At 68.9% G+C, this 21,137-nt stretch carries 20 protein-coding genes; 11 read left to right on the top strand and 9 right to left on the bottom strand.

All coding sequences use genetic code 11. The features are described 5' to 3' along the window. The first annotated feature begins 95 nt into the window (after positions 1–95). Positions 96–3,341 carry a glycosyltransferase gene (locus KXZ72_RS06690; protein ID WP_226083184.1) on the top strand — a complete coding sequence of 1,082 codons (3,246 nt, stop codon included), beginning with the start codon at positions 96–98 and terminating at the stop codon, positions 3,339–3,341. Beyond that, complete coding sequence (locus KXZ72_RS06685) at positions 3,341–4,747, top strand: DUF5719 family protein (RefSeq protein WP_226083183.1); 1,407 nt, start codon at positions 3,341–3,343, stop codon at positions 4,745–4,747. Before KXZ72_RS06690 ends, KXZ72_RS06685 begins: the two co-directional genes overlap by 1 nt. Here KXZ72_RS06685 and KXZ72_RS06680 read toward each other — a convergent pair. Beyond that, positions 4,744–5,544, bottom strand: a complete 801-nt coding sequence (locus KXZ72_RS06680; protein WP_226083181.1) for an ABC transporter ATP-binding protein — start codon at positions 5,542–5,544, stop codon at positions 4,744–4,746. The two genes, KXZ72_RS06685 and KXZ72_RS06680, sit on opposite strands and share 4 nt — an antisense overlap. Positions 5,545–5,727: 183 nt before the next feature. Further along, positions 5,728–6,171, bottom strand: a complete 444-nt coding sequence (locus tag KXZ72_RS06675; protein WP_226083180.1) for a metallopeptidase family protein — start codon at positions 6,169–6,171, stop codon at positions 5,728–5,730. A 61-nt stretch (positions 6,172–6,232) separates the two neighbouring features. Here KXZ72_RS06675 and KXZ72_RS06670 point away from each other — a divergent pair, with 61 nt between their 5' ends. From KXZ72_RS06670 to ahcY, 4 genes are read left to right on the top strand one after another with little or no spacing between them, the layout of a single operon-like run. After that, positions 6,233–6,445, top strand: coding sequence for a DUF3499 family protein (locus tag KXZ72_RS06670; protein ID WP_226083178.1), 213 nt, complete (start codon positions 6,233–6,235; stop codon positions 6,443–6,445). Between the two features lie 44 nt (positions 6,446–6,489). After that, positions 6,490–7,917 carry a phosphomannomutase/phosphoglucomutase gene (locus KXZ72_RS06665; protein WP_226083176.1) on the top strand — a complete coding sequence of 476 codons (1,428 nt, stop codon included), beginning with the start codon at positions 6,490–6,492 and terminating at the stop codon, positions 7,915–7,917. 7 nt (positions 7,918–7,924) lie between these two features. Next, positions 7,925–8,140 (top strand): hypothetical protein, encoded by a 216-nt coding sequence (locus KXZ72_RS06660; protein ID WP_226083175.1) that lies wholly within the window; start codon positions 7,925–7,927, stop codon positions 8,138–8,140. 31 nt (positions 8,141–8,171) lie between these two features. Next, a complete protein-coding gene (gene ahcY / locus KXZ72_RS06655) occupies positions 8,172–9,656 on the top strand; it encodes an adenosylhomocysteinase (protein ID WP_226083173.1) in 1,485 nt (494 codons plus the stop codon). 59 nt (positions 9,657–9,715) lie between these two features. On the opposite strand, the gene KXZ72_RS06650 is transcribed toward ahcY, so the two are convergent. After that, the gene (locus KXZ72_RS06650; RefSeq protein ID WP_226083171.1) at positions 9,716–10,105 is read right to left on the bottom strand and encodes a tautomerase family protein; all 390 of its coding nucleotides are present in this window, start codon (positions 10,103–10,105) and stop codon (positions 9,716–9,718) included. A gap of 20 nt (positions 10,106–10,125) precedes the next feature. Beyond that, entirely contained in the window at positions 10,126–10,977 is an 852-nt protein-coding gene (locus KXZ72_RS06645) for an RDD family protein (RefSeq protein WP_226083169.1), read from the bottom strand. A 17-nt stretch (positions 10,978–10,994) separates the two neighbouring features. Between KXZ72_RS06645 and KXZ72_RS06640 the strand changes: the two genes are divergently transcribed. From KXZ72_RS06640 to KXZ72_RS06620, 5 genes are all read left to right on the top strand, one after another. Beyond that, positions 10,995–11,990, top strand: coding sequence for a stage II sporulation protein M (locus tag KXZ72_RS06640; RefSeq protein WP_226083168.1), 996 nt, complete (start codon positions 10,995–10,997; stop codon positions 11,988–11,990). 11 nt (positions 11,991–12,001) lie between these two features. Continuing rightward, on the top strand, positions 12,002–12,292 hold the full coding sequence (locus KXZ72_RS06635) for a hypothetical protein (RefSeq protein WP_226083166.1): 291 nt from the start codon (positions 12,002–12,004) through the stop codon (positions 12,290–12,292). 48 nt (positions 12,293–12,340) lie between these two features. Then, positions 12,341–13,132 carry a helix-turn-helix domain-containing protein gene (locus KXZ72_RS06630; RefSeq protein WP_226083165.1) on the top strand — a complete coding sequence of 264 codons (792 nt, stop codon included), beginning with the start codon at positions 12,341–12,343 and terminating at the stop codon, positions 13,130–13,132. 87 nt (positions 13,133–13,219) lie between these two features. Continuing rightward, positions 13,220–13,678 carry a Fur family transcriptional regulator gene (locus KXZ72_RS06625; protein ID WP_226083163.1) on the top strand — a complete coding sequence of 153 codons (459 nt, stop codon included), beginning with the start codon at positions 13,220–13,222 and terminating at the stop codon, positions 13,676–13,678. A 57-nt stretch (positions 13,679–13,735) separates the two neighbouring features. Beyond that, entirely contained in the window at positions 13,736–15,202 is a 1,467-nt protein-coding gene (locus KXZ72_RS06620) for a catalase (RefSeq protein ID WP_226083161.1), read from the top strand. Positions 15,203–15,264: 62 nt separating this feature from the next. Here KXZ72_RS06620 and KXZ72_RS06615 read toward each other — a convergent pair whose 3' ends face one another. Genes KXZ72_RS06615 through KXZ72_RS06595 form a run of 5 tightly spaced genes read right to left on the bottom strand, consistent with a single transcriptional unit; the run spans position 15,265 to position 21,122 of the window. Beyond that, positions 15,265–16,596 carry a DUF58 domain-containing protein gene (locus KXZ72_RS06615; RefSeq protein ID WP_226083159.1) on the bottom strand — a complete coding sequence of 444 codons (1,332 nt, stop codon included), beginning with the start codon at positions 16,594–16,596 and terminating at the stop codon, positions 15,265–15,267. Further along, positions 16,597–17,574: an AAA family ATPase gene (locus KXZ72_RS06610; RefSeq protein WP_226083465.1), complete on the bottom strand. Its 978-nt coding sequence runs from the start codon at positions 17,572–17,574 to the stop codon at positions 16,597–16,599. It abuts the gene before it with no gap. Continuing rightward, on the bottom strand, positions 17,543–18,895 hold the full coding sequence (locus tag KXZ72_RS06605; RefSeq protein WP_226083157.1) for a DUF4350 domain-containing protein: 1,353 nt from the start codon (positions 18,893–18,895) through the stop codon (positions 17,543–17,545). Before KXZ72_RS06605 ends, KXZ72_RS06610 begins: the two co-directional genes overlap by 32 nt. Further along, on the bottom strand, positions 18,892–19,554 hold the full coding sequence (locus tag KXZ72_RS06600) for a DUF4129 domain-containing protein (protein WP_226083155.1): 663 nt from the start codon (positions 19,552–19,554) through the stop codon (positions 18,892–18,894). Before KXZ72_RS06600 ends, KXZ72_RS06605 begins: the two co-directional genes overlap by 4 nt. Next, entirely contained in the window at positions 19,551–21,122 is a 1,572-nt protein-coding gene (locus tag KXZ72_RS06595) for a hypothetical protein (RefSeq protein WP_226083149.1), read from the bottom strand. Before KXZ72_RS06595 ends, KXZ72_RS06600 begins: the two co-directional genes overlap by 4 nt. Positions 21,123–21,137: the final 15 nt, after the last annotated feature.

Below are 21,137 nucleotides of genomic sequence, written 5' to 3'. Positions count from 1 at the left end.
GGCCGGCCCCACCCGCATTCCCGGGCGCGCCTAATTTCGGGGCACGCCGCCCTCATCGGGGGCACAATGGCCCCCCGCAACATAGTCTGGGACCAATGTCTCCTCGTGTTACCGCCATCATCGTCGTCCAAGACGGCGCCCGCGATGCTGCCCATTTACGGGTAACGCTCGCCGCGCTGGCCGCCCAGACCCGCCGTCCCGACCATATTATTGCGGTCGCGATGGCCTCTCCCACGCCCGTTCTGGAGCTGCTCACCGCCTCCGTTGTGGACCAGGTGGTGGCGCTGCGCGAGGTGCTGCCGTTTGGGCAGGCCGTGGCCGCGGGACTGCGCGCGAGCGCGGCCGGCCCCGCGGAAGACCCCACCCGCGAGGCCTATTGGCTGCTCGCGCAGGACACCGCCCCCGAGCCCGAGGCCCTCGCCCGGCTGGTCGGCGCGCTGGAACTCTCTCCCTCGGTGGCCATCGTCGGCCCAAAACTGGTGGACTGGGACCTCGGACAAACCATCATCTCCTTCGGGGAGTCGATGACGCGCCTCGGCGCGACCGTCTCCCTCGTGGAAAACGAACTCGATCAGGGCCAGCACGATACCGTGACCGATGTGCTGGGCGTTCCCGCCGCGGCACTCCTGATCCGGCGCGGGGCCTGGGAGGAAATCTCCGGATTTGATCCCGCGCTCGATCGCGCCGATGACGGGCTGGACCTCTCGGTGCGATCGCGCCTGGCCGGGCATCGTGTCTCCGTCGAGGGTCAGGCGCGCGTGCGCTGGGCCGGCGATGGCATCGTGGGGCCCTCGCGCTCGCGAAAGGGAGCGGTCCTGCGCCGCCAGGCGGGCCTCGCCCGCTCTGGGCAGCTGCATCGCCGCCTCACCTATGCCCGGGTCTCCGTGCTCTGGCTGCACTGGCTGAGCCTGCTGCCCATCGCCCTGTTCCGTGCGGTCTGGCGCCTGATCTCCAAGCAGCCCGAGGTTATCGCCCCGGAGGTGGGTGCCGCCCTGCGCGTGGCCTTTTCCCCGGGCCGTGTGCGTCGTTCGCGGAGGGTTCTTGCCGCGAGCAAACACGTCGGCTGGGGTGCGCTGAGCGAGCTGCGGATCCCACAATCCGAGGTGATCCGCCGCAGCCGGCTGCGGCGCGAGGCCGGGGCGGCACCCGTGGTGGTACACCGCGAGGACCTCAACTTCATCGGCGGGGGCGGCGGGTGGCTGGTATCCGGCGCGCTCGTGGTCTCGCTCATTCTCTTCTTTGGCATGATCGATGCGCGTGCCGTGGCGGGCGGGGCGCTGCTGCCCCTCTCCGACTCGGTCGCGCAGCTCTGGGGTAATACCGGATTTGGCTGGCGCGAGCTGGGCCTCGGATTCCTCGGTGCCGCCGATCCGTTTGCCTCGGTGCTCGCGGTGCTGGGAACGCTGACGTTCTGGAACCCGTCCTCGGCGCTGGTATTCCTCTATATTTTGGCCCTGCCGCTCGCGGCCCTCGGCGGCTGGTTTGCCGCCACCCGGCTCACCGAGCGCTCCGGCTATCGGCTATTCGCGGGTGCCCTCTGGGCGCTCTCGCCGAGCCTGCTGATCTCGCTCGCCGCGGGTGAGCCCGCCGCGATTATCGTGCACCTGCTGCTGCCGTGGCTGTTTTATACGGTGGCGGTCCTGGGCCGTTCCTGGGGTGCCACGGCGGTGGCCTCGATCCTGCTGGCCGGCATTCTGGCAAGCGCACCCTCGCTGATCGGCGCGGTGGCCGTGCTCTGGATCGTGCTGCTGGTCACCAATTGGCGTCATCTGGCGCGCGTGATCTGGCTCCTGATCCCCACGTTGACCCTCTTTGCCCCGCTGATCTGGCAGCAGGGTGTGCGCGCCGGAAACTGGTGGGGCCTGCTCGCCGATCCCGGCGCCGCGATTGCCGGTGCCGCCTCGACGCAGGGCTGGCGCATCGCGCTGGGTCTGCCCTCCTATACCGGGACCGTCTGGCCCGAGCTGACCTCCTCGCTGGGCATCGGCGGCGTGGCCGCCGACTGGCTGCTGCCCGTGCTGCTTGCACCCCTGGCCCTGCTGGCATTCTCCGCTCTCTTCCTGCGCGGATCGCTGCGCTCCGCGACCCTGCTGGGCGTGGCCGCGCTGGGCCTGGTCTCGGCCGTGGCCGCGGGGCAGATCCTCGTGACGCTGAGCGGACCCACGGCCCTGCCGATCTGGGCCGGCCCCGCGCTGAGCCTGTACTGGCTGGGACTCGTGGGCTCCTCCGTGGTGGGCCTGGACGCGATGCGCCGGGTGGGGCTGATCCCGGCGATTGTGGTGGGAGCCACCGTGGCCCTCGTGGCCGCCCCGCTGATCGTGGCCTTCCCCGCGGGCAAGACCCCGATCCACGCGAGCGATGGACGCACCCTTCCCGCCTATGTCACCGCGACCGCGGCCACCGACCCGCGCCAGGGCACGCTCGTGATTCGCCCCGAGGGCAGCGATGCGATCTCCGCGACCATCGTGCGCGGCTCGGGAACCACCCTCGACTCGCGCTCAACCCAGGTCTCCACGCGGCTCACCGAGACCCCCGAGGATCTGCGCATCGCCGAGCTCTCGGGCAACCTGATCTCCGCGAGCGGCCTGGATATCCAGGGCCACCTCGCCGATCTGGGTGTGCGGTTTGTGCTGCTGGCCCCGGCCGCCTCGGGCCTGGACGCCGCGGATGCGGCGGGCGCCGAGAATACGCTGGCCCGCGCCGCCTCCGCGCTGGATAGCGAGGGCGCACTGGGCCGGGTTGGCCCCACCGATCAGGGAACGCTCTGGCGTTTTGACGGCGAGATTCCCGCGCCGGCACCCGTGCCCACCTCCTGGGCCACGCCCGTGGTGGGCATCCTCACCGGGGTGATTTTCCTGGTGGCCCTGCTGATGTCGCTACCCACCGCTGCCTCCCGCCGCGTGGCGGAGTCCTCCCCGCGCACGATCGGCAGGCTCGCCCAGCCCGCCGCCACCGGGAGGCGCGCGCGCCGTTCCGGTCGCGAGCCCGGGCAGGGTCGCCGCGCCCGGCTGCGCGCCGAGCGGATGGCCGAGGCCCAGGCCGTGGCGGCCGTGGAGGCCGAGATTGAGGCCAAGACGCTGGCCCCCGAGGAACCCGAGCTGGCCGAGGCCATGCTGGAGGACGCCGCAATCGTGGACGCCGCGGAGGAGGCCCTCGTGGCCGAGGACGCTCATACAGCCGAGCGCGAGGAGGATGCCCGCATCCTGACGCGGGAGGACACCCCCGCCGCACCGGAGAGTGCGGAGCCCGCGCCCGAAACCCCGGAGCCCGCCGCGGAAAACCCCACCCCCACCACCGGTAATGACGCCGCGGACCCCGCCACCGGGAAGGACCGGATCTAATGCCCAGTTCCAAGAGTGTCGCCGTAATCTCCGGACGCATCCTCGCGGGTGTGGCCGGGGTGGGCATCGCCGGCCTGCTGGCCCTGACCCTCGGTCGCGTGGACCTCCCCGAGGTGCGCGCCCAGGCGCCGAGCGTGGAGATTAACCCGCTGGCCGCCGATCAGAGCCGGGTATGCGCGGGCCCGCTCCTGCAGCCCGCCTCCGTGGGGGGATCCGCCGCGGCCTTTGGCACCCCGGCCGTGGCCGTGACCGGCGATACCGATCCCGCGCTGACCGCCCTGACCACCCCGGATAACTCCACACCCGAGTTTGGTGCCCCCGGCGCCTATTCGCTGCCCGCAACCGGCTCCACCGTGCCGCTGCTGGCCGCCGCGCAGTCCCAGGCCGCGGGCCTGCCCGATCTCTCGGGCTTTGCCGCGAGCGCGTGCGCCGAGCCCGGGGCCGATGGTTGGCTCGTGGCCGGAAGCACCGCCGTGGGCCGCACCTCCCTGGTCCTGCTGAGCAATCCCGGGAAGGCCGATGCCACCGTGACGCTGGATATCATCGGCGAGGCCGGCGCCGTGGACGCACCGGGCGCCGGCGGCATCATCGTGCGCGCGGGGGAGCAGAAGGTGGTCTCGCTCGCGAGCCTCGCGCCGAATGTGGAAAAGCCCATCGTGCACGTGCAGACCGCGGGCGGCCACGTATTTGCCTCGCTCCAGCACTCCTCGGTGCGCGGGCTGACCCCCTCCGGGGTGGAGGTGGCCGGATTCTCCGCGCCCCCCGCACTGGAACAGAACATCGTGGGTGTGACCATCCCGGGCGAGCCCGCCCCGCTGGAATCCGATGACCACTATGACGACCGCGCGACCGCGCTGCGCCTGCTGGTGCCCGGCACCGAGCCCGCCAACCTCACCATTTCCTTTGTGAACGAGGGCGAGGGGGATACCCCGCTGCCACTCACCGCCGAGGGTGTTGAGCCCGGAATTGTGCACGAGATCTTCCTGGCCAATCTGCCCGGCGGAAGCTTCGACGTGAAGATCACCAGCGATCAGCCCACGGTATCCAGCGTGCGCGTGACCGATACCTCGGGGGCCGATTTTGCCTGGTTCCCGTCCTCGCTGCCCGTGGGACCCACCGCACGCCTGGCCGTGGCCGAGGGGGCGAACCCGGTGCTGCACCTGGCCAACCTCGGCACCTCCAATACCGATGTGCGCCTGGAATCCGAGGGCCGCGATACCGTGATCGTCTCGGTGCCCGCGGGTGGTGCCGCCACCACCGCGGTGGCCCCCGGCGCCGGCTATCACCTGTCCGGAACCGCCGATATCGCTGCCTCCGTGAGCTATACCGGCGAGGGCATCTTCTCGGCCTTTGCCGTGCAGCCCGCGAATCCGGGGGCAAGCACCGTGACGGTCTATCCGCGCTAGAGTGCCTGGGCCACCCAGCGGCCATTATGCTGTGCGATGCGGATCGGATAGTCAAAGCACTCGCTCACGCGCTCACTCGTGAGGACCTCCTGCACCGGGCCCGCGGACGTGAAGATCCCATCGCGGACCAGGAGCGCGTGCGTGGTGCTGCGCGGCAGCTCCTCGAGGTGATGGGTCACCAGGAGCGTCGCGAGCAGGGGATTATCCTCCACCAGCACATCCAGCGTGGCGAGGAGGCGCTCGCGCGCGGCCACGTCCAGCCCCGTGGACGGCTCGTCCAGGAGCAGGAGCGCGGGCTCGGTCACCAGGGCGCGGGCGATCAGCGTGCGCCCGCGTTCACCCTGGGACAGCGTGTCCCACGTGGCATCAAGCTTGGATTCCAGGCCCAGCAGCGCCGCGAGCTCGCGCGCGCGGACGCGCTGCCCCGCGCTGGGCTCCCAGCGCAGCATGCGCTCCACGGTGCCGGTCAGCCCGGTGAGAATCACATCCTCGATCCGCAGCCGGCTGTGCAGCGGATGGCGGGGATTTACGTGGCCGATCAGGGCACGCAGCTCGCGGATATCCACGCGACCCAGCCTCCGCCCGAGCACCGATACCTCGCCGCGGGAGGGGTGAACCACCGCCCCGCATAGGCTCAACAGCGTGCTTTTACCCGCACCATTGGCCCCGATCACGGCCCAGCGCTCGCCCGGATTCACGCGCAGGCTCACCCGATCCAGCAGGGCCCGGCCGCCGCGGATCAGCGAGACCTCCTCGATGTTCAGGACGGGGGTGGGGCTGAGGGATGACGCGGTCACGGGACGCCTTTCGCGGCAGGCACAGCCCGGGCGGGCGTGCGGCGGAGGGGAACCCCGGGCCGGGGGTTCGTGGGTCCGGTTCGCTGCGGGGCCGCCGGATGGGCGCACCGAGGATCTCGGAAAAAACGGGATACCTCAGTGTGTCATGAACCCGCCGCCCGCGCATGCGCCCGGGGCGTCGGCCTAGAGGAAGCGGAACCGTTCCGGGCCAAGATCCCAGGGATCGCGGTCCAGGTATTCGGCGGTGGCGCGGAATACGCAGCTCTCGATATACATCTGGCGGTGGATCTCATCGTTGACATGCAGGCGCGCGAGGCGCTGAATCGGCACCCGATAAAGGATGATTCGACGCTCGTTTTGCAGCGTATCCCAGCGCCGGATTCCCCCGGCCGCGGGCTCGCCCAGCGGCATTCCGCCGATCTCGAAGCTCACATCCTGGAGCTCATCGGGCCACATGCCGCGCAGGAAATCGGCGGTGCTGCCCACGATCAGGTCAAAAAAATCGATCCTTCCGCGCAGCGGCGGCAGGTGCGGGCCGGTCACGGAGCTGCGCCCGGAGCGACCGTGGCGGTCGTGGCGCACGGCCCGGCGCGGATCGGTGCGGGACGAGCGGGGGTGAGCAGGCATGGCTCCATTCTAGGCACTGTCACCGCGCGTCCGGGCGGCACGGGCTATCCTGAACTACGAAATGAGTGAACGCTACTGCTCCAAAATGGGGTGCGGCCGCGAGGCGGCGCATACCCTGACCTACGATTACACGGATTCGATGGCCGTAATCGGTCCGCTGGGCGCCGAAAAACGGCCGCACTGCTATGACATCTGCGCGTATCACGCGGCGCGGCAGACCGTGCCGCGCGGCTGGCAGCTGATCAGCTCGGTGCCCTCCACGCGCCGGCACTGACCGTTCCCGCCCGAGAAATTATCCCGTGAGATAGGCTTGATCAAATGAATAACACCGCAGCAGGAGACGCCCTCCGCGCCATCGTAAAGGCCTATGACGTCCGCGGGCTCGTGGGCAGTCAGCTCACCGCCGAGGTGGTGGCGGCACTCGGTGCCGGCTTCGCCGATGAGGTGGGGGCCGCCGGGGGCGACCTGATCGTGGGGCACGATATGCGCGATTCCTCGCCCGAGTTTGCCGCTGCCTTTGCGCGCGGCGCCGCTGCCCGCGGCGCGAATGTTATTTCGATCGGGCTGTGCTCAACCGATGAGAGCTATTACGCCTCGGGTGCGCTGGGTGCCCCCGCCGCGATGTTTACCGCAAGCCATAACCCCGCTGCCTATAACGGCATCAAGATGTCCCGCGCCGGGGCGCAGGCGATGAGCATCGATACCGGCCTGTCAGCGGTGCGCGATCGCGCAATCGGCTATCTGGACTCGGGCATCACCGAGGTGGCCACCCCGGGCACCGTGGGGGAGCGCGATGTGCTCGCCGAATATGCCGAATATCTGCGCACCCTCGTGGACCTCTCCGGTTCGCGCCCGCTGCGCATCGTGGTGGACGCCGGAAACGGCATGGGTGGGCTCACCGTCCCGGCCGTGCTGGGCACCGCCGCGGGGCTCGCGGCGCTGCCGTTTGAGATCATTCCCCTGTATTTTGAGCTGGACGGAACGTTCCCCAATCACGAGGCGAACCCGCTGGACCCCAAAAACCTGGTGGACCTGCAGGCGGCCGTCATCAAGCACGGCGCCGATCTGGGGCTGGCCTTTGACGGCGATGCCGATCGCTGCTTTGTGATCGACGAGCGCGGCGAGCCGGTATCGCCCTCCGCCGTGGCCGCGATTGTGGCCGAGCGCGAGGTGGCCCGCGAGCGCCTCACCCACCCGGACGAAGATATTTATGTGCTGCATAACCTGATCACCTCCCGCATCGTGGCCGAGACCATCGAGGCCGTGGGAGCGATCCCGGTGCGCACGCGCGTGGGTCACTCGCTGATTAAGGACGAGATGCGCCGCACGGGTGCGGTTTTCGGCGGCGAGCACTCCGCGCACTATTATTTCCGCGAGTTCTGGGGAGCCGATAACGGCATGCTGGCCGCGATGCATGTGCTCGCGGAACTCGGCTCGCAGCCGGGCACGCTCTCCGGTCTGGCCGAGCGCTTTGACCCCTATGCCGCCTCGGGAGAGATCAACTCCACCGTGGCCAACGTTCCCGAGGCCTATACCCGCATCGTGGAGGCCTTTGCCGATCGTGCCGAGTTTGACGAGTTTGACGGCCTGACCGTGACCGGAACCGGCCTGCCCGAGGACGAGTTCTGGTGGTTTAGCGTGCGCCCGTCCAATACCGAACCGCTGCTGCGCCTGAACGTGGAGGCCGCAACCCCGGCCATCATGGAGCGCCTGCGCGATGAGGCGCTTGCGCTGATTCGCGCCTAGGGAAATCATGCGGATTAAATACCTCATCTTTATGGCCTTCGGGGCGATTTTTATCGTCCGCGCGGGCTGGATCCTCGCCTCCGGGGAGACCGAGGCGATGAGCATCGTCACGGGCATCGTGCTGGTGCTTGCGGGGGGAATCTGCCTGTCCCGCGGCATCCGCGGCTGGCGGGCCACCGCCCCCGGGCGGGCCGGGGACGAGGCTCCCACACCCCGCCCGTAACATCCCGCGGGCATCTGCGAGAATAGGGACCATGACTCTTAGTCCCGAACTCACCACCGCCCTCCCCTTCCGCGTGGCGGATCTCTCGCTCGCGGAGGCGGGGCGGCACCAGCTGCGTCTCGCCGAAAACGAGATGCCCGGCCTGATGAGCCTGCGCGAGGAATTTGGCGCCAGCCAGCCCCTCGCCGGTGCCCGGATCGCCGGCTCGCTGCACATGACCGTGCAGACCGCCGTGCTTATCGAAACCCTCACCGCGCTGGGCGCCCAGGTGCGCTGGGCAAGCTGTAATATTTTCTCCACCCAGAACGAGGCCGCCGCCGCCGTGGCCGTGGGCCCCCACGGCACCCCGGAAAACCCCACCGGTATCCCCGTATTCGCCTGGAAGGGCGAAACGCTTGAGGAATACTGGTGGTGCACCAGCCGCATCTTCGACTGGTCGGCCGAGGCCGCCGCCGCGGGTGCCGACTGGATCGGCCCGAACCTGATCCTCGACGACGGCGGAGACGCCACGATGCTCGTGCACAATGGCCGCGATTTTGAGCTCGCCGGTGCCGTGCCCGCGACCACCGAGGCCGATAGCCACGAATACGGTGTTGTCCTGGAGCTGCTGCGCGGCTCGCTCGCCGAGAGCGGCGACCGCTGGACCCGCATCGCCGCCGAGCTGCAGGGCGTGACCGAGGAGACCACCACGGGTGTGCACCGCCTCTATGAGCTGGAGCGCGACGGCAAGCTGCTGTTCCCCGCGATCAACGTGAACGACTCGGTCACCAAGAGCAAATTTGATAACCGCTATGGCATCCGGCACTCGCTGCCCGATGGCCTCAACCGCGCCACCGATGTGCTCATCGGCGGCAAGGTGGCCTTTGTGGTGGGTTATGGCGATGTGGGTAAGGGTGCCGCCGAGGCGCTGCGCGGCCAGGGTGCCCGCGTGATCGTCTCCGAGGTTGACCCGATCTGCGCCCTTCAGGCCGCGATGGATGGCTTCCAGGTGGCCCGCGTGGAGTCCGTGGTGGAGAAGGTGGATATCTTCGTGACCACCACCGGAAACTTCAACGTGATCCGTCCCGAGCACATCCTCGCGATGAAGCACAACGCGATTGTCTCCAACGTGGGACACTTCGATAACGAGATCGACATGGCCGGCCTGGAAAAGATCGAGGGTGCCACGCGCATCGAGATCAAGCCGCAGGTGCACGAGTGGGCGCTGCCCAATGGCCGCAGCGTGCTCGTGCTCTCCGAGGGTCGCCTGATGAACCTCGGCAACGCCACGGGGCACCCGTCGTTTGTGATGAGCAACTCCTTCGCCAACCAGGTGCTGGCGCAGATCGAGCTGCACACGCGCCTGTCCGAGTATCCCGTGGGCGTCTATACGCTGCCCAAGCACCTCGACGAGAAGGTGGCGCGCCTGCACCTGGACGCCCTCGGTGTGGAGCTCACCCGCCTGAGCCCCGAGCAGGCCGCCTATATCGGTGTGAGCGTGGACGGGCCGTTTAAGCCCGAGCACTACCGCTACTAGCCCCGGGCCATCAACGCCCGTTCCTCCCCTCGGGGCGGGACGGGCGTTTTTGCTGGGGGCTAGCGCTCCACCCGATAGGGCAGGTCCAGCTCATCGCCGGGCAGCCCGCGAATACCCCAGTTTTCGCGCGGGGTCTCGGTGAGGGTGATCTCCACATCCCCGGGGGCGATGCCCAGTTCCGTCTCGAAGCGGCGGAAGATCTCGCCCATGAGCAGCGTCTTGGTTTCCCGGGTGCGCCCGGCAAAAAGCGAGACCTCGATGATCGTATAGTCCTCGCCGCGATCAGCGGGGATAATCAGATTCTCGCGCTGCATCGGAAAAAACCGGTGGAAGCGCTTGGTCTCGGGCAGGCCCAGCGCCGCCATCGCGGCCCCGTGCAGGGCGTCCGAGAGGGCCTCGCGGCGCGGGATCAGCGCCCGATCCAGGCCAAAAATCTTAAACTGTGCCATCCGCCCAGTATGGCAGGGGCCTAATAGCGGGAGAAGCCGTGCGGATTGCCGGTGAGCGCGGGACCGACCGCGGCCAGGCGGCGGGCCTGGGCGTCCAGGGAGCGCGCATCGCGGTCGCGGCGGATCGCGGCAATCGCGACCAGCAGCGTCTCGGGGTGCACGGGCGGAATGGGGGAGGTATAGGCGGCCGCCTCGCCCGCGAGCTCGGTGGCCAGGCGCTGGCGCGACTCGGGGGTAAAACGATCCGCCTGGGCCAGGAACTGCGAGATGCGCCGCTCCAGGGGCTCGGGCATGCGCGCCACATCGGCCACCGTGGCCCAGCCGGCGAGCTGGGGCGGCAGGGGCCGCACCATCCGGCGCACATGCGGAACCCGCTCGTGCTGGCTATAGGTGCCCGCCACCATATCGCCCAGGCGCTTGGAGCGGTCGCTGAGCAGCCCCACGATCGCGGCGAGACCCCCCAGGGTCATATACAGCTCCAGCACGCCCACGAGGGCGCGGGTGAGTGCGTGGCGATACTGGATGGCCCCGCCGTCATCGCGGACGATGCGCACGCCCACCGCGAGCTTGCCCAGCGAGCGGCCGCGGGTGAGGATCTCCACGGTGGAGGGCAGAATCACCAGGCCAAAGACCACGATGATGATGGACAGCGCGGTGCCCGTGGGCTCGTCGATATTAATCGACATCGCGATCCGGCCCAGAAACCAGAACAGGCCGATGATCACCAGAATCGACACCAGCACGTCGATGATGGTGCCGGCCGCGCGCAGGAGAAAGCTCGCCGGGCGGACGCTGAGCGCCACGGCCTCACCCGTAATCAGCTCATTCTGATCGATTATCGGGTCGGTGATGGGCGAAAAGGTCGCGGTCATGTCTATTATCTAATCAGATGGATCTTGACGCGTATCGTGCCGCGCACGAAAAAGAATGGACCCGCCTTGAGCAGCTCTCCTCAAAACGGGCGCTCAGTGGTGCCGAGGCGGATGAACTCATTGCCCGCTATCAGTCGGCAGCGAGCGATCTGTCGGTGCTCCAGGCCACGGCCGGTTCCACCGTGGATGGTGAACGCCTGAGCGTATTGCTCTCGCGTGCCCGGCTGCGCTTCACCTCGCCCGGCGCCAATGTGTGGACGCAGCTGGGTGAGTTTTTTGTGCTCCAGCTGCCCGCCGCGCTCTATCGGCTGCGCTGGCTCACCCTCGCGGTGGCGCTGGCCACCGTGGCGATCGCCGCCGCCTGGGCCATCTGGCTGATTAACGATCCCCAGCTGCTGCATAACCTCGGCAGCGAATCAGAGCTGCGGCAATTCGCCGACCACGATTTTGTGAATTATTATTCCGAGCACGCCTCGGCCTCCTTCGCCGGCCAGGTCTGGACCAATAACGCCTGGATCGCCGCGCAGTGTGTGGCCTTTGGCATCACGGGCATCTGGGTGCCCTATGTCATTGCGCAGAACGCGCAGGGCCTCGGTCAGTCCTTCGCGATCATGCACAGCTTCGACCGCGGCGGCGAGTTTTTCCTCTATATCGCCCCGCACGGAATGCTCGAACTTACCGCCATTTTTGTGGCCGCGGCCGCGGGCCTGCGCATCTTCTGGGCCTGGGTGGCCCCGGGCACACGCACGCGCGCGGCGGCGCTCGCCGAGGACGGCCGGGCGCTGATCACGGTGGCCCTGGGCCTGGTGATTGTGCTGTTTATCTCCGGACTGGTGGAGGGATTTGTGACGGGCTCCTCCCTGCCCTGGGCGGTCAAAATTGGCATTGGCGCGGCGGTGCTCGCGGCATTCCTGTTTTATATGATCGTGATCGGACGCCGCGCCACGCGCCTCGGCGCCACGGGAGACCTGAACGAGCAGGATGCGGGCGCGCGCCGCATCTACGCCGGATAGCGGGAGGCCCGATGCGGGAAATACCGGCGGACGCCGCTTCGCGGCGGGCTCTCTGGCGCAATCGCCTCGCGGTTGCGGTTATCCTCCTCGCCCTGCCCGCGATTATTTTCCTGACCGTATGGCTGCTGGGCCTGCTGCTGCCGGCCGATCTCTCAGCGCTGCGCGCGGTGCTCGGCTTGATGCTGTGCGTGGTGCTGATCTGGCTCTGGGGGCCGCGCGCTCAGGAGCGCCTGCGCGCGCTGAATCGGGAGCGTCGCGCGCTGCTGCATCCCCCCGCCACTCCCGGGGACGACGGCCTATAATTTGGGGATACCCCCAACCCGGTTTTGTCCTCCCGTGAAAGCTGCGCCATGAGTACCGCCCCCGCCGCGCATCCCGCGGAAACTGAGATTCATCCCGCGCATGTGCCGGAGCCGTTCCTGCTGACCACCCGCATCCTCGACGCGCCCACGCGCCGCGATTGGCGGCCGCATGTGCACGCCGAACACCTGCTGATCTGGGCCCAGGACGGCCCCGTGAGCGTCTCCGTGGCGGGCCAGACCTGGGCGCTGCTTCGCGGCTATGGGCTCTGGATTCCGGCGGGCACCACCCATCTGGGCATCACCGGTCGGGGGGCGCGGTTTGGGAGCACCTATTTTGTGGCCGGGCAGGCGGATCTGTTTTCCGCCGTGACGCTGGTGAGCGTGGGCGCCGTGCAGCGCGAGCTGCTGCTGCACCTGGCCGAGACGCCGATGCCCGCGGAGCGGCGCCTGCGCGCGCAGCGGGTCATCATGGATCTGACGCTCGCGGTTACCCCCGGCACCTTTGCGGTACCGCATCCGCAGGATCCGCGGATTCGGGACCTGGCCGATCGGGTGCTCGCCGATCCCGCGGATGACCGTTCGCTGGAATCCTGGGCGCGCGAATACGGGGTCAGCGAGCGCACGATGACCCGGGCGTTTAATGCCGAGCTGGGGCTGAATTTTGCGCGCTGGCGACTGCTGGTGCGAATCCGCGCGGCCCTGCTGCTGCTGGGTTCGGGGGTGCCCGTGGCCGAGGCGGCGCGGCTCGCCGGCTATTCCACGCCGAGCGCGTTTAGTGCCGCGTTTCGCCGCGTGCAGGGCGAAACACCCACGGAGTTTCTGGCCGGCCTGGAGCCATAATCCTCCCCGGGGACAACGGGCGGCAACGGAACGGTTAATTTCCGCCTATTTTTGAATTATTCAAAATAAGGGTGTTAGGGTGGGGGCATGACCACCACCGATGAGATGCTCTCCGACGCCATTCGTGGCGCCGGCCTGCGCCTCACGGCGCCGCGGCTTGAGGTCTTGCGCGCGCTGGGTGATCGGTCCCATGTCGACGCCGGAACGGTCTTTGCCACCGTGGCCCGCACGCTGCCGGATACCTCGGTGCAGGCGGTCTACGGGGTGTTGTCCGCCCTGACCGACGCGGGCCTGGTGCGGCGCATCGAACCGGCCGGGTCCCCGGCCCGGTATGAGCGCCGCGTGGACGATAACCACCACCACGTTGTCTGTTCCCGCTGCGGCGAGATCGCCGATGTGGACTGTGTGGTTGGCCAGGCCCCGTGCCTGGTGCCCAGCAATACCGCGGGCTACGCCGTGCATACCGCCGAGGTCACATTCTGGGGCATCTGCCCCGAGTGTCAGGCCGCGACGGCGGGGCATAACGCAGCCATCCCCGCGCCCTGAACCGCGCGCCAAACGCAGGACCTCATACCTTCCGTTTCACACTAAGGAGAGCTCACCATGACGGGTGTCCCCGCAAATATTCCCACCACGACCACCAACTCCGGTGCGCCGGTCACCGCCGACTCGCACTCGCTGGCCATCGGTGTTGACGGCGCGATTCCGCTGCACGATCACTACCTGGTCGAGAAGCTCGCCCAGTTCAACCGCGAGCGTGTCCCGGAGCGCGTGGTGCACGCCAAGGGTGGCGGCGCATTTGGTACCTTCACCACCACCCACGACGTCTCGGCCTATACCAAGGCGGCGCTGTTCCAGCCCGGCAAGACCACCGAGATGCTCGCCCGCTTCTCGACCGTCGCCGGTGAGCAGGGAAGCCCCGATACCTGGCGCGACCCCCGCGGTTTTGCGCTGAAGTTCTATACCGAGGAGGGAAATTACGACCTCGTCGGAAATAACACCCCGGTGTTCTTCATCCGCGATGGCATTAAATTCCCCGATTTCATCCACTCGCAGAAGCGTCTGCCCGGCAGCCACCTGCGCGATAACGACATGCAGTGGGACTTCTGGACCCTGTCCCCGGAGAGCGCCCACCAGGTCACCTGGCTCATGGGTGACCGCGGAATCCCCGCCAACTGGCGGCACATGGACGGCTTCGGCTCGCATACCTACCAGTGGATCAACGCCGCCGGCGAGCGCTTCTGGGTGAAGTACCACTTCCGCACCAACCAGGGCAATGCCTCGCTGACCGGTGCCCAGGCCGATGAGATCGCCGGCCACGATGCCGACTATATGATCCGCGACCTGCACTCGGCCATCGAGCGCGAGGAGTTCCCGAGCTGGACCCTCTCGGTCCAGGTCATGAGCTATGAGGACGCCAAGTCCTATCGCTTCAACCCGTTTGACCTCACCAAGGTATGGCCCAAGGCCGATTACCCGCTGATCGAGGTGGGCCAGATGCAGCTCAACCGCAACCCGGAGAACTATTTCGCGCAGATCGAGTCGGCCACGTTTGCCCCCTCGAACTTCGTGCCCGGAATCGGCGCCAGCCCCGACCGCATGCTGCTCGCGCGCATCTTCTCCTATGCCGATGCACACCGCTACCGCGTGGGTACGAACCACGCGCAGCTGCCGGTGAACGCCCCGAAAAACGAGGTGCACTCCTATTCCAAGGACGGCGCCGCACGCTATACGTTTAACTCCGCCGAGACCCCGGTCTACGCGCCCAACTCGCGCGGCGGTGCCGCGGGAGACCCGAGCCAGGCCATCAACGAGCGCGGCTGGGAGAACGACGGCGAGATGAGCCGCGCCGCCGTGACCCTGCACGCCGAGGACGATGACTTCGGTCAGGCCGGAACCCTCGTGCGCGAGGTCATGGACGACGCCCAGCGTGATCGCCTCGTGGAGACCCTCGTGGGTCACGTGGGTGCCGTGCAGGACGACGAGATCCGCGCCCGCGCCATCCAGTACTGGATGAACGTGGACGAGGGCATCGGCGGACGCCTCGCGACCGCCCTGGCCACCCGCTAGGTCATACCAATAGAAGGGCCCCTCCGCCGCGGCGGAGGGGCCCTTCTGCGTGTGGGGGTGGGCTAGAGCCGGCCCGCCGCCTTCAGCGCCAGATAATGATCGGCCAGCAGCGGGGGCAGCGCCTCGGGGGAGGCCGAAATGGCATCCGCCCGCACCTGGCGCAGCGCCGCCGAGACGCGGCTCGCGTCCACGAGCGCGCGCTCAGCGGCCGCGGCCTCATAGACCTGCTCGCGGTCCTCGCGCAGGGTGCGTGCCTCGAGGGCCTCGGGATCGGAGACCGAGGCCACCACCACGAGGTGGCGTTCGGTGAGCTCGGGGAGCGCGGCGATTAGTCCCGCGCTTGAGCCCGGGCTATCGGCAGCGGTCAGGATCACCACAAGCGAGCGCTGGGTGGTCACCGCGCGCACCTGCGCCGGGATCTCGGTCCAGTCGGTCTCCAGGATTTCAGGCTCGATATCGGCCATCGTATCAACCATCTTGGCCAGCAGATCGGCGCCCGTGGCCCCCTGTACGCGGCCGCGCACGCGGCGATCAAAACAGATCAGATCCACGCGGTCGCCCGCGCGGGTGGCCAGCGCCGCGAGCAGCAGCGCCGATTCAAATGCCGTATCCAGGCGCGGCTCATCGCCCACGCGCGCGGCCGAGGTGCGGCCCGTATCGATCACGATGATCACCCGGCGGTCCCGCTCGGGACGCCACGTGCGTACCACGAGGTGTTCGCCGCTATTGGCCTGCGGGCCCTGCCGGCGGGCACTCGCGCGCCAGTCGATCGAGCGCACATCATCTCCGCGCACGTAATCGCGCAGCGAATCAAACTCGGTGCCCTGGCCGCGCACCATCAGGCTCGTGGCGCCGTCCAGCTCGCGCAATCGGGCGAGCCGGGAGGGCAGGTGCTTGCGGGAGTTGAACGGCGGCAAGACCCGCAGCGTTCCGCGGCTGAGCAGCGTGGCCTGGCGTGCGCCGAGGCGCAGCGGGCCCAGCGAGCGCACCGTGAGCGATTCGGAGCGGCGCTCCCCGCGCCGCGTGGGCACCAGGATTGTGCTCAGTAGGCGGCGCTCACCCGCGGGAATGTCCAGTCGGCTGCGGGAACTCTGCGCGCCGGCGGAGGGTTGCCAGGCATCGCGGATGATTGCCGAGACGCGGCGGGAACCGGTATTGGTGAGATAGACCCGGGCCTCGGCGGGCACGCCTAGCCGCGTGCGCTCGGTACCCGAGCGCACGAGCCGGAGCGCACGCGGCGAACCCGCGAGCGCGATATCCAGCGCCAGCAGGGCCAGGCAGAGCAGGATCCAGGCCAGGAGAATCAGGCCGGGGGATAGCCCGGCCTCCCCGCCGAGGATCACCGGGATCACCCCGAACCCCAGCAGGATCACAAATACTCCGCTGATGACCATTTAGATGGGCACCTGTACCTGCTGCATGATCGAGCGCAGGATGGTGTCCGAGCCCACGCCCTCCAGCTCCGCCTCGGGGCGCAGCTGCAGGCGGTGCCGCCACACGGGAAGCACCATCGCCTGAACATGATCGGGGGTGACCGAGGAATAGCCGCTGAGCCAGGCCCAGGCCTTCGCGCTGGCCAGCAGCGCGGTGCTTCCGCGGGGGCTCACGCCCATCCGCACGGAGGGGCTCATTCGGGTGGCGCGGGCCAGATCCACGATATAGGTGAGCACGTCATCGCCGATTCCGATCGCCGCGGCGGCGTCCTGGGCGGCCGTGAGGTCCTCGGCGCTGAGCACGGCACTCACGCCGGCCCCCGAGAGATCGCGCGGGTTAAAGCCCGCGGCATGGCGGCGCAGCACCTCCACCTCGGCCCCGCGCTCGGGCAGGTCGAGGACAAGCTTCAGCAGGAAGCGGTCCAGCTGGGCCTCGGGCAGGGTATAGGTGCCCTCATATTCGATCGGGTTCATCGTGGCGGCCACGAGGAACGGGCTGGGCAGCGGCAGCGAGACGCCGTCCACCGACACCTGGCGCTCCTCCATGGCCTCCAGCAGAGCCGACTGGGTCTTCGGGGGTGTGCGGTTGATCTCATCCGCGAGCAAAATATTGGTAAAAACCGGGCCGCGGCGGAACTCAAAATCCCCGGCCTTGGCATCGTAGACGAGCGAACCGGTGACATCGCCGGGCATCAGATCGGGCGTGAACTGCACACGCTTGGTATCCAGGGAGAGCGCCTCGCTCAGCGTGCGCACCAGCAGGGTCTTGGCCACACCGGGCACACCCTCCAGCAGCACGTGGCCGCGGGCGAGCAGGGCGATGATCAGGCCGGTCACGGCCGCGTCCTGTCCTACCACGGACTTGCCAACCTCGGTGCGGACCTGGGCGAGCGTGCCGCGCAGGCGGTTATCGCGCTCGATACTCTCGGCGGGGGTCATGGTCATAGCTGTCAACTTCCGATCGATGGCGGGGTAGTGGGCGGGGCGGGGCAATCTGCACCGAGGCGTTAATGGCTGCCTCCAGTGCCGAGAGCGCGGCGGAGCCGGCCATGAGGTCGCGCTCCCCCCGGGGCAGGGTGTCAAAGAGGATGGCGTGGACCTCGGCGCGGGGCCGGCCCAGGCGGTCGGCCGCGGCGGCACTGACCTCGGTCACCGTGGCATGCCGGGGCAGGCCCAGGGCCGAGGCGATACGGTCGATAGTGCCGATGCGCAGCGCATCCAGGGCCCGCTCGCGGGCACCGAGCGATTGATAGAGCCGGGCCCGGCCGCGCATGGTCTCGGCGGCCGGCACAATCACGGGCAGGTCCTCGGCCACGAGCGCGCCAAAGCGGCGGCCGCGCCAGGCCATTGCGCCGAGCGCGGTCAGGAGGATCAACCCCAGGACCGACGTGAGCCAGACCGGGGTGGCCTCCGCCGCGGAGACCCCGGCGCCGCCGGTGACCTCCAGATCGGCCGTGGTGGGCTGATACCAGACGAGGCGCGGGGTGGAGCCCAGCAGGCCCAGGGCAAAGGCGGCGTTTTCGTGGTCCGCGATGCTCTCGTTTTGCAGGATCGCGGAGGCCCCGAGCAGGGCCGTGCGCCCGCCCGCGGGCGTTAGCAGGAGATAGCCCGTATCCGGGTCACCAAAGCAGCCGGTATCCGCGGGCGTGCCGCGATAGGCATTGCCCCCCGAGATTGAGGTGGCACGCGTGCACGCGGAGGCTGTCTGCTCGCCCAGGGTCCCGGCCATCGTGACGCCCGGGAAGAGCGCATCCAATACTAAAAAGCCCGGCTCCACCAGCACCGAGCGGTCGGCCTCGCCCAGGAGGCGCTCCACGCGTTCGGCGTTCAGATAGCGGTTTTCATCGGCGAGTAGCAGGGTGCTGCCGCCGCGCGCGAGCAATTCGCGGGCGGCGTCATAATCGGTGGCGATCTGCACGTCCACACCGCGATCGCGCAGGACCTGCACCACGGCGCGTGAGCCGCCCGGGCTGGAATCCTCGGCGCCCAGCCGGGTGCCGCGGGAGGCATCCGGGCGGGTCAGCGAGAGGGTCGCGGCGATCACCAGCAGGCCGCCGAGGACCACGATGATCCAGAACGCGGTGCGGCGCAGGGCCGCGCGCACCGTGGGGGTGCTGGAGTCCGGTCCGGGCGGGGTGTCCGGGTCGGGGGCCACCGCGGTGGGGGCGGCGGAAAACGCGGCGGGTGCGGCAAATCCGCGCGCGGCCTCGCGGGCTGCGCGGCGGGCGCGGCGGCCCTCGGGTACGGGGGGAGTACTCACGCCGGAACCATCCCCTCGGGAGCGTGCAGGATCGGGGTGGTGTTCTCCAGGGTGTGATCCAATTCGCTCAGAAACTCCCAGTCCGCGGTGCTCGCGGAGCCGTCCAGATAGCGCACCGCGTCGAAGAGCGCGGCGGAGCGGGCCAGGGCGGCGGCGTGCGCGGGGAATGCGGCCGAGGCCCGGGTGGTGGCCTCGCGGGCGGTCGAGCCGGGATCCAGCACGATGATGGTGCGTTCGGCGAGGCCGCGCGCGAGGGCGCGGAAGCGCTCGATCACCGCGAGGCTATAGTCTCCGGCCGCGGCCGCCGCCGCGGCGGCGCGACGAATCTGGGCCGCGCTGCGGCGATCCGTCTCGCCAAAGAGAATATTGCCCGCGGCGCGGACCCGGGCGCGGGCCCGCGGGCGGCCCCAGATGATGATGGCCACCACGATGCCCGCCACGATGACCAGCAGCAGGATCACGGGCAGCCAGTCGGTGGGCAGCGCCTTCCCGGGCGTGAAGAGCCGGCCGATCCAGTCCAGGAACGCGGTGACCGCGCGGTCCCACAGGGTGGGCCGCGCGGCGGCATATTCCGGCTTGGAGAGTTCGCGCAGGATCCACTCGTGGGCCTCGGGCCCGTCGGGGGTCACCGGGATGGCGCGCGGCGGCGCCGGAATCACGCATCCTCCCGCGGCGGGGCCGGGGGAGCCTGCTCGGGGCCGGGCTGTCCATAGGGGCTGCGCTGGCCATAGGGGCCGCTCGCGCCGGGCTGGGCGGGCGCGCCATAGCCGGGGGCGGCCTGCGGCGATCCGGGGTAAGCGTTCTGTCCGGGATAGCCTCCCGGTGCCGGATAGCCGCCCTGTCCGGGGTAGCCGGGCTGGCCCGGATAACCCTGTCCGGGGTAGCCCGGGGCCGGCGGATAGCCCTGGCCCGGATAGCCCTGGCCGGGACCCGCGGAGCGGTAGGCGCGGGCCGAGGCGGAGGTCTCGGGACGCACGGTCTCGAAGGGGTCGGCCATATCGGTGCGGCCGGCCTGGCGGTCCTCCACAAAGCGCAGCAGATCGATATCCAGGCCCTCCTTACGCATCCGCAGATCGATATAGATCAGGGCGGTGGCGGAGGACTGAATGACCATCGCAATCGAGCCAACCAGCAGCGAAATCACGCCGGTGATGATCGTGGAGACAATAAACGAGGTGCCCAGTTCGGTGGTGGCCGTTGCGGAGGTGGGATCCAGGAGGAACGGCAGGAACGAGCTAAAGAGCGTGACGGGCGTGAGCACCACATTCGAGGCGACCGAGACGATCACGCCGATCAGCAGCTGGATGCCCAGCGTCTTCCAGAAATAGCCATTGGTCAGCCGCCAGGAGCGCGCGATGGCCGCCACGGCCCCGCGCTTTTCCAGCACAATCACGCTGGGAACCAGCGAGGTTTTCACCACCAGCCAGGAGATCAGCACAAAGAGCACCAGGACGGTCAGGATTATGGTGAGCACGGTGACGGCGGTATTGCCATCGGTGGACCACAGAATAAACGCGATTGCGAGGCCCGAGAACAGACCCAGCACGGCCATTCCGATCGCCTGGAACAGCACAAAGAGCAGCAGCCAACCCAGGCGCGGCCACACGGCCTTCCAGAGCTCGGACATCCGGCGCTTTTCGCCCAGCGTGCCGCGGGAGACCTCGCTGATCATGACACCCTGCAGGAACGAGGAACTCACGACCTGCAGGAGCAGGGGAATCAGCGCGGAGAGCAGGATCGCGGCCATGCCGCCGGCCGAGACGGCGTCCAGATCGGTGCTCGTGGCGGAATCGATGCGGCCCAGTACCAGCGCGGTTACGACCCCGATGATCAGCACCGAGATCACGGAGATGCCGCCCTGCAGGATCAGCGCGCTGCCAAACGTGGCGCGCGGATTGCGGCTGAGCACCTGGAACGGGGCGCCCACAAAGGAGCCAAAGGACAGGGGACGCAGCGGGATCAGCCCGGGCTTGGGGGCTGCCTGCCAGGCGCCGGGGCCCGCGGGCGGGGGATAACCGCCGCCGGGCTGGGCACCCGGGGTGGGATAGCCGCCGGGGGCGGGATAGCCGCCGCCACCCGCGGGCATACCGGGGGCGGGATAGCCGCCGGGAGTCACGGTGGGACGATCGGTGGGGGCGGCCCAGGAGGGCAGATCCGAGGCGGGTGAAGACAAACCCGGATCCCCCTGCTGGGGCGCGCCCAGCGGGTCGGTATTTTGATCGCTCACCGGGTGACTCCTCTA

Source organism: Mycetocola spongiae (assembly GCF_020424085.1).
GTDB lineage: Bacteria > Actinomycetota > Actinomycetes > Actinomycetales > Microbacteriaceae > Mycetocola > Mycetocola spongiae.
Note: the sequence above shows the minus strand (reverse complement) of the source record. Positions and strands in the feature narration are given on the sequence as shown.

Excerpts from the sequence above, each read along its gene's own strand:
- KXZ72_RS06690 (WP_226083184.1), top strand. The coding sequence starts at position 96 with ATGTCTCCTCGTGTTACCGCCATCATCGTCGTCCAAGACGGCGCCCGC.
- KXZ72_RS06685 (WP_226083183.1), top strand. The coding sequence starts at position 3,341 with ATGCCCAGTTCCAAGAGTGTCGCCGTAATCTCCGGACGCATCCTCGCG.
- KXZ72_RS06675 (WP_226083180.1), bottom strand. The coding sequence starts at position 6,171 with ATGCCTGCTCACCCCCGCTCGTCCCGCACCGATCCGCGCCGGGCCGTG.
- KXZ72_RS06670 (WP_226083178.1), top strand. The coding sequence starts at position 6,233 with ATGAGTGAACGCTACTGCTCCAAAATGGGGTGCGGCCGCGAGGCGGCG.
- KXZ72_RS06665 (WP_226083176.1), top strand. The coding sequence starts at position 6,490 with ATGAATAACACCGCAGCAGGAGACGCCCTCCGCGCCATCGTAAAGGCC.
- KXZ72_RS06660 (WP_226083175.1), top strand. The coding sequence starts at position 7,925 with ATGCGGATTAAATACCTCATCTTTATGGCCTTCGGGGCGATTTTTATC.
- ahcY (WP_226083173.1), top strand. The coding sequence starts at position 8,172 with ATGACTCTTAGTCCCGAACTCACCACCGCCCTCCCCTTCCGCGTGGCG.
- KXZ72_RS06650 (WP_226083171.1), bottom strand. The coding sequence starts at position 10,105 with ATGGCACAGTTTAAGATTTTTGGCCTGGATCGGGCGCTGATCCCGCGC.
- KXZ72_RS06645 (WP_226083169.1), bottom strand. The coding sequence starts at position 10,977 with ATGACCGCGACCTTTTCGCCCATCACCGACCCGATAATCGATCAGAAT.
- KXZ72_RS06640 (WP_226083168.1), top strand. The coding sequence starts at position 10,995 with ATGGATCTTGACGCGTATCGTGCCGCGCACGAAAAAGAATGGACCCGC.
- KXZ72_RS06635 (WP_226083166.1), top strand. The coding sequence starts at position 12,002 with ATGCGGGAAATACCGGCGGACGCCGCTTCGCGGCGGGCTCTCTGGCGC.
- KXZ72_RS06630 (WP_226083165.1), top strand. The coding sequence starts at position 12,341 with ATGAGTACCGCCCCCGCCGCGCATCCCGCGGAAACTGAGATTCATCCC.
- KXZ72_RS06625 (WP_226083163.1), top strand. The coding sequence starts at position 13,220 with ATGACCACCACCGATGAGATGCTCTCCGACGCCATTCGTGGCGCCGGC.
- KXZ72_RS06620 (WP_226083161.1), top strand. The coding sequence starts at position 13,736 with ATGACGGGTGTCCCCGCAAATATTCCCACCACGACCACCAACTCCGGT.
- KXZ72_RS06615 (WP_226083159.1), bottom strand. The coding sequence starts at position 16,596 with ATGGTCATCAGCGGAGTATTTGTGATCCTGCTGGGGTTCGGGGTGATC.
- KXZ72_RS06610 (WP_226083465.1), bottom strand. The coding sequence starts at position 17,574 with ATGACCCCCGCCGAGAGTATCGAGCGCGATAACCGCCTGCGCGGCACG.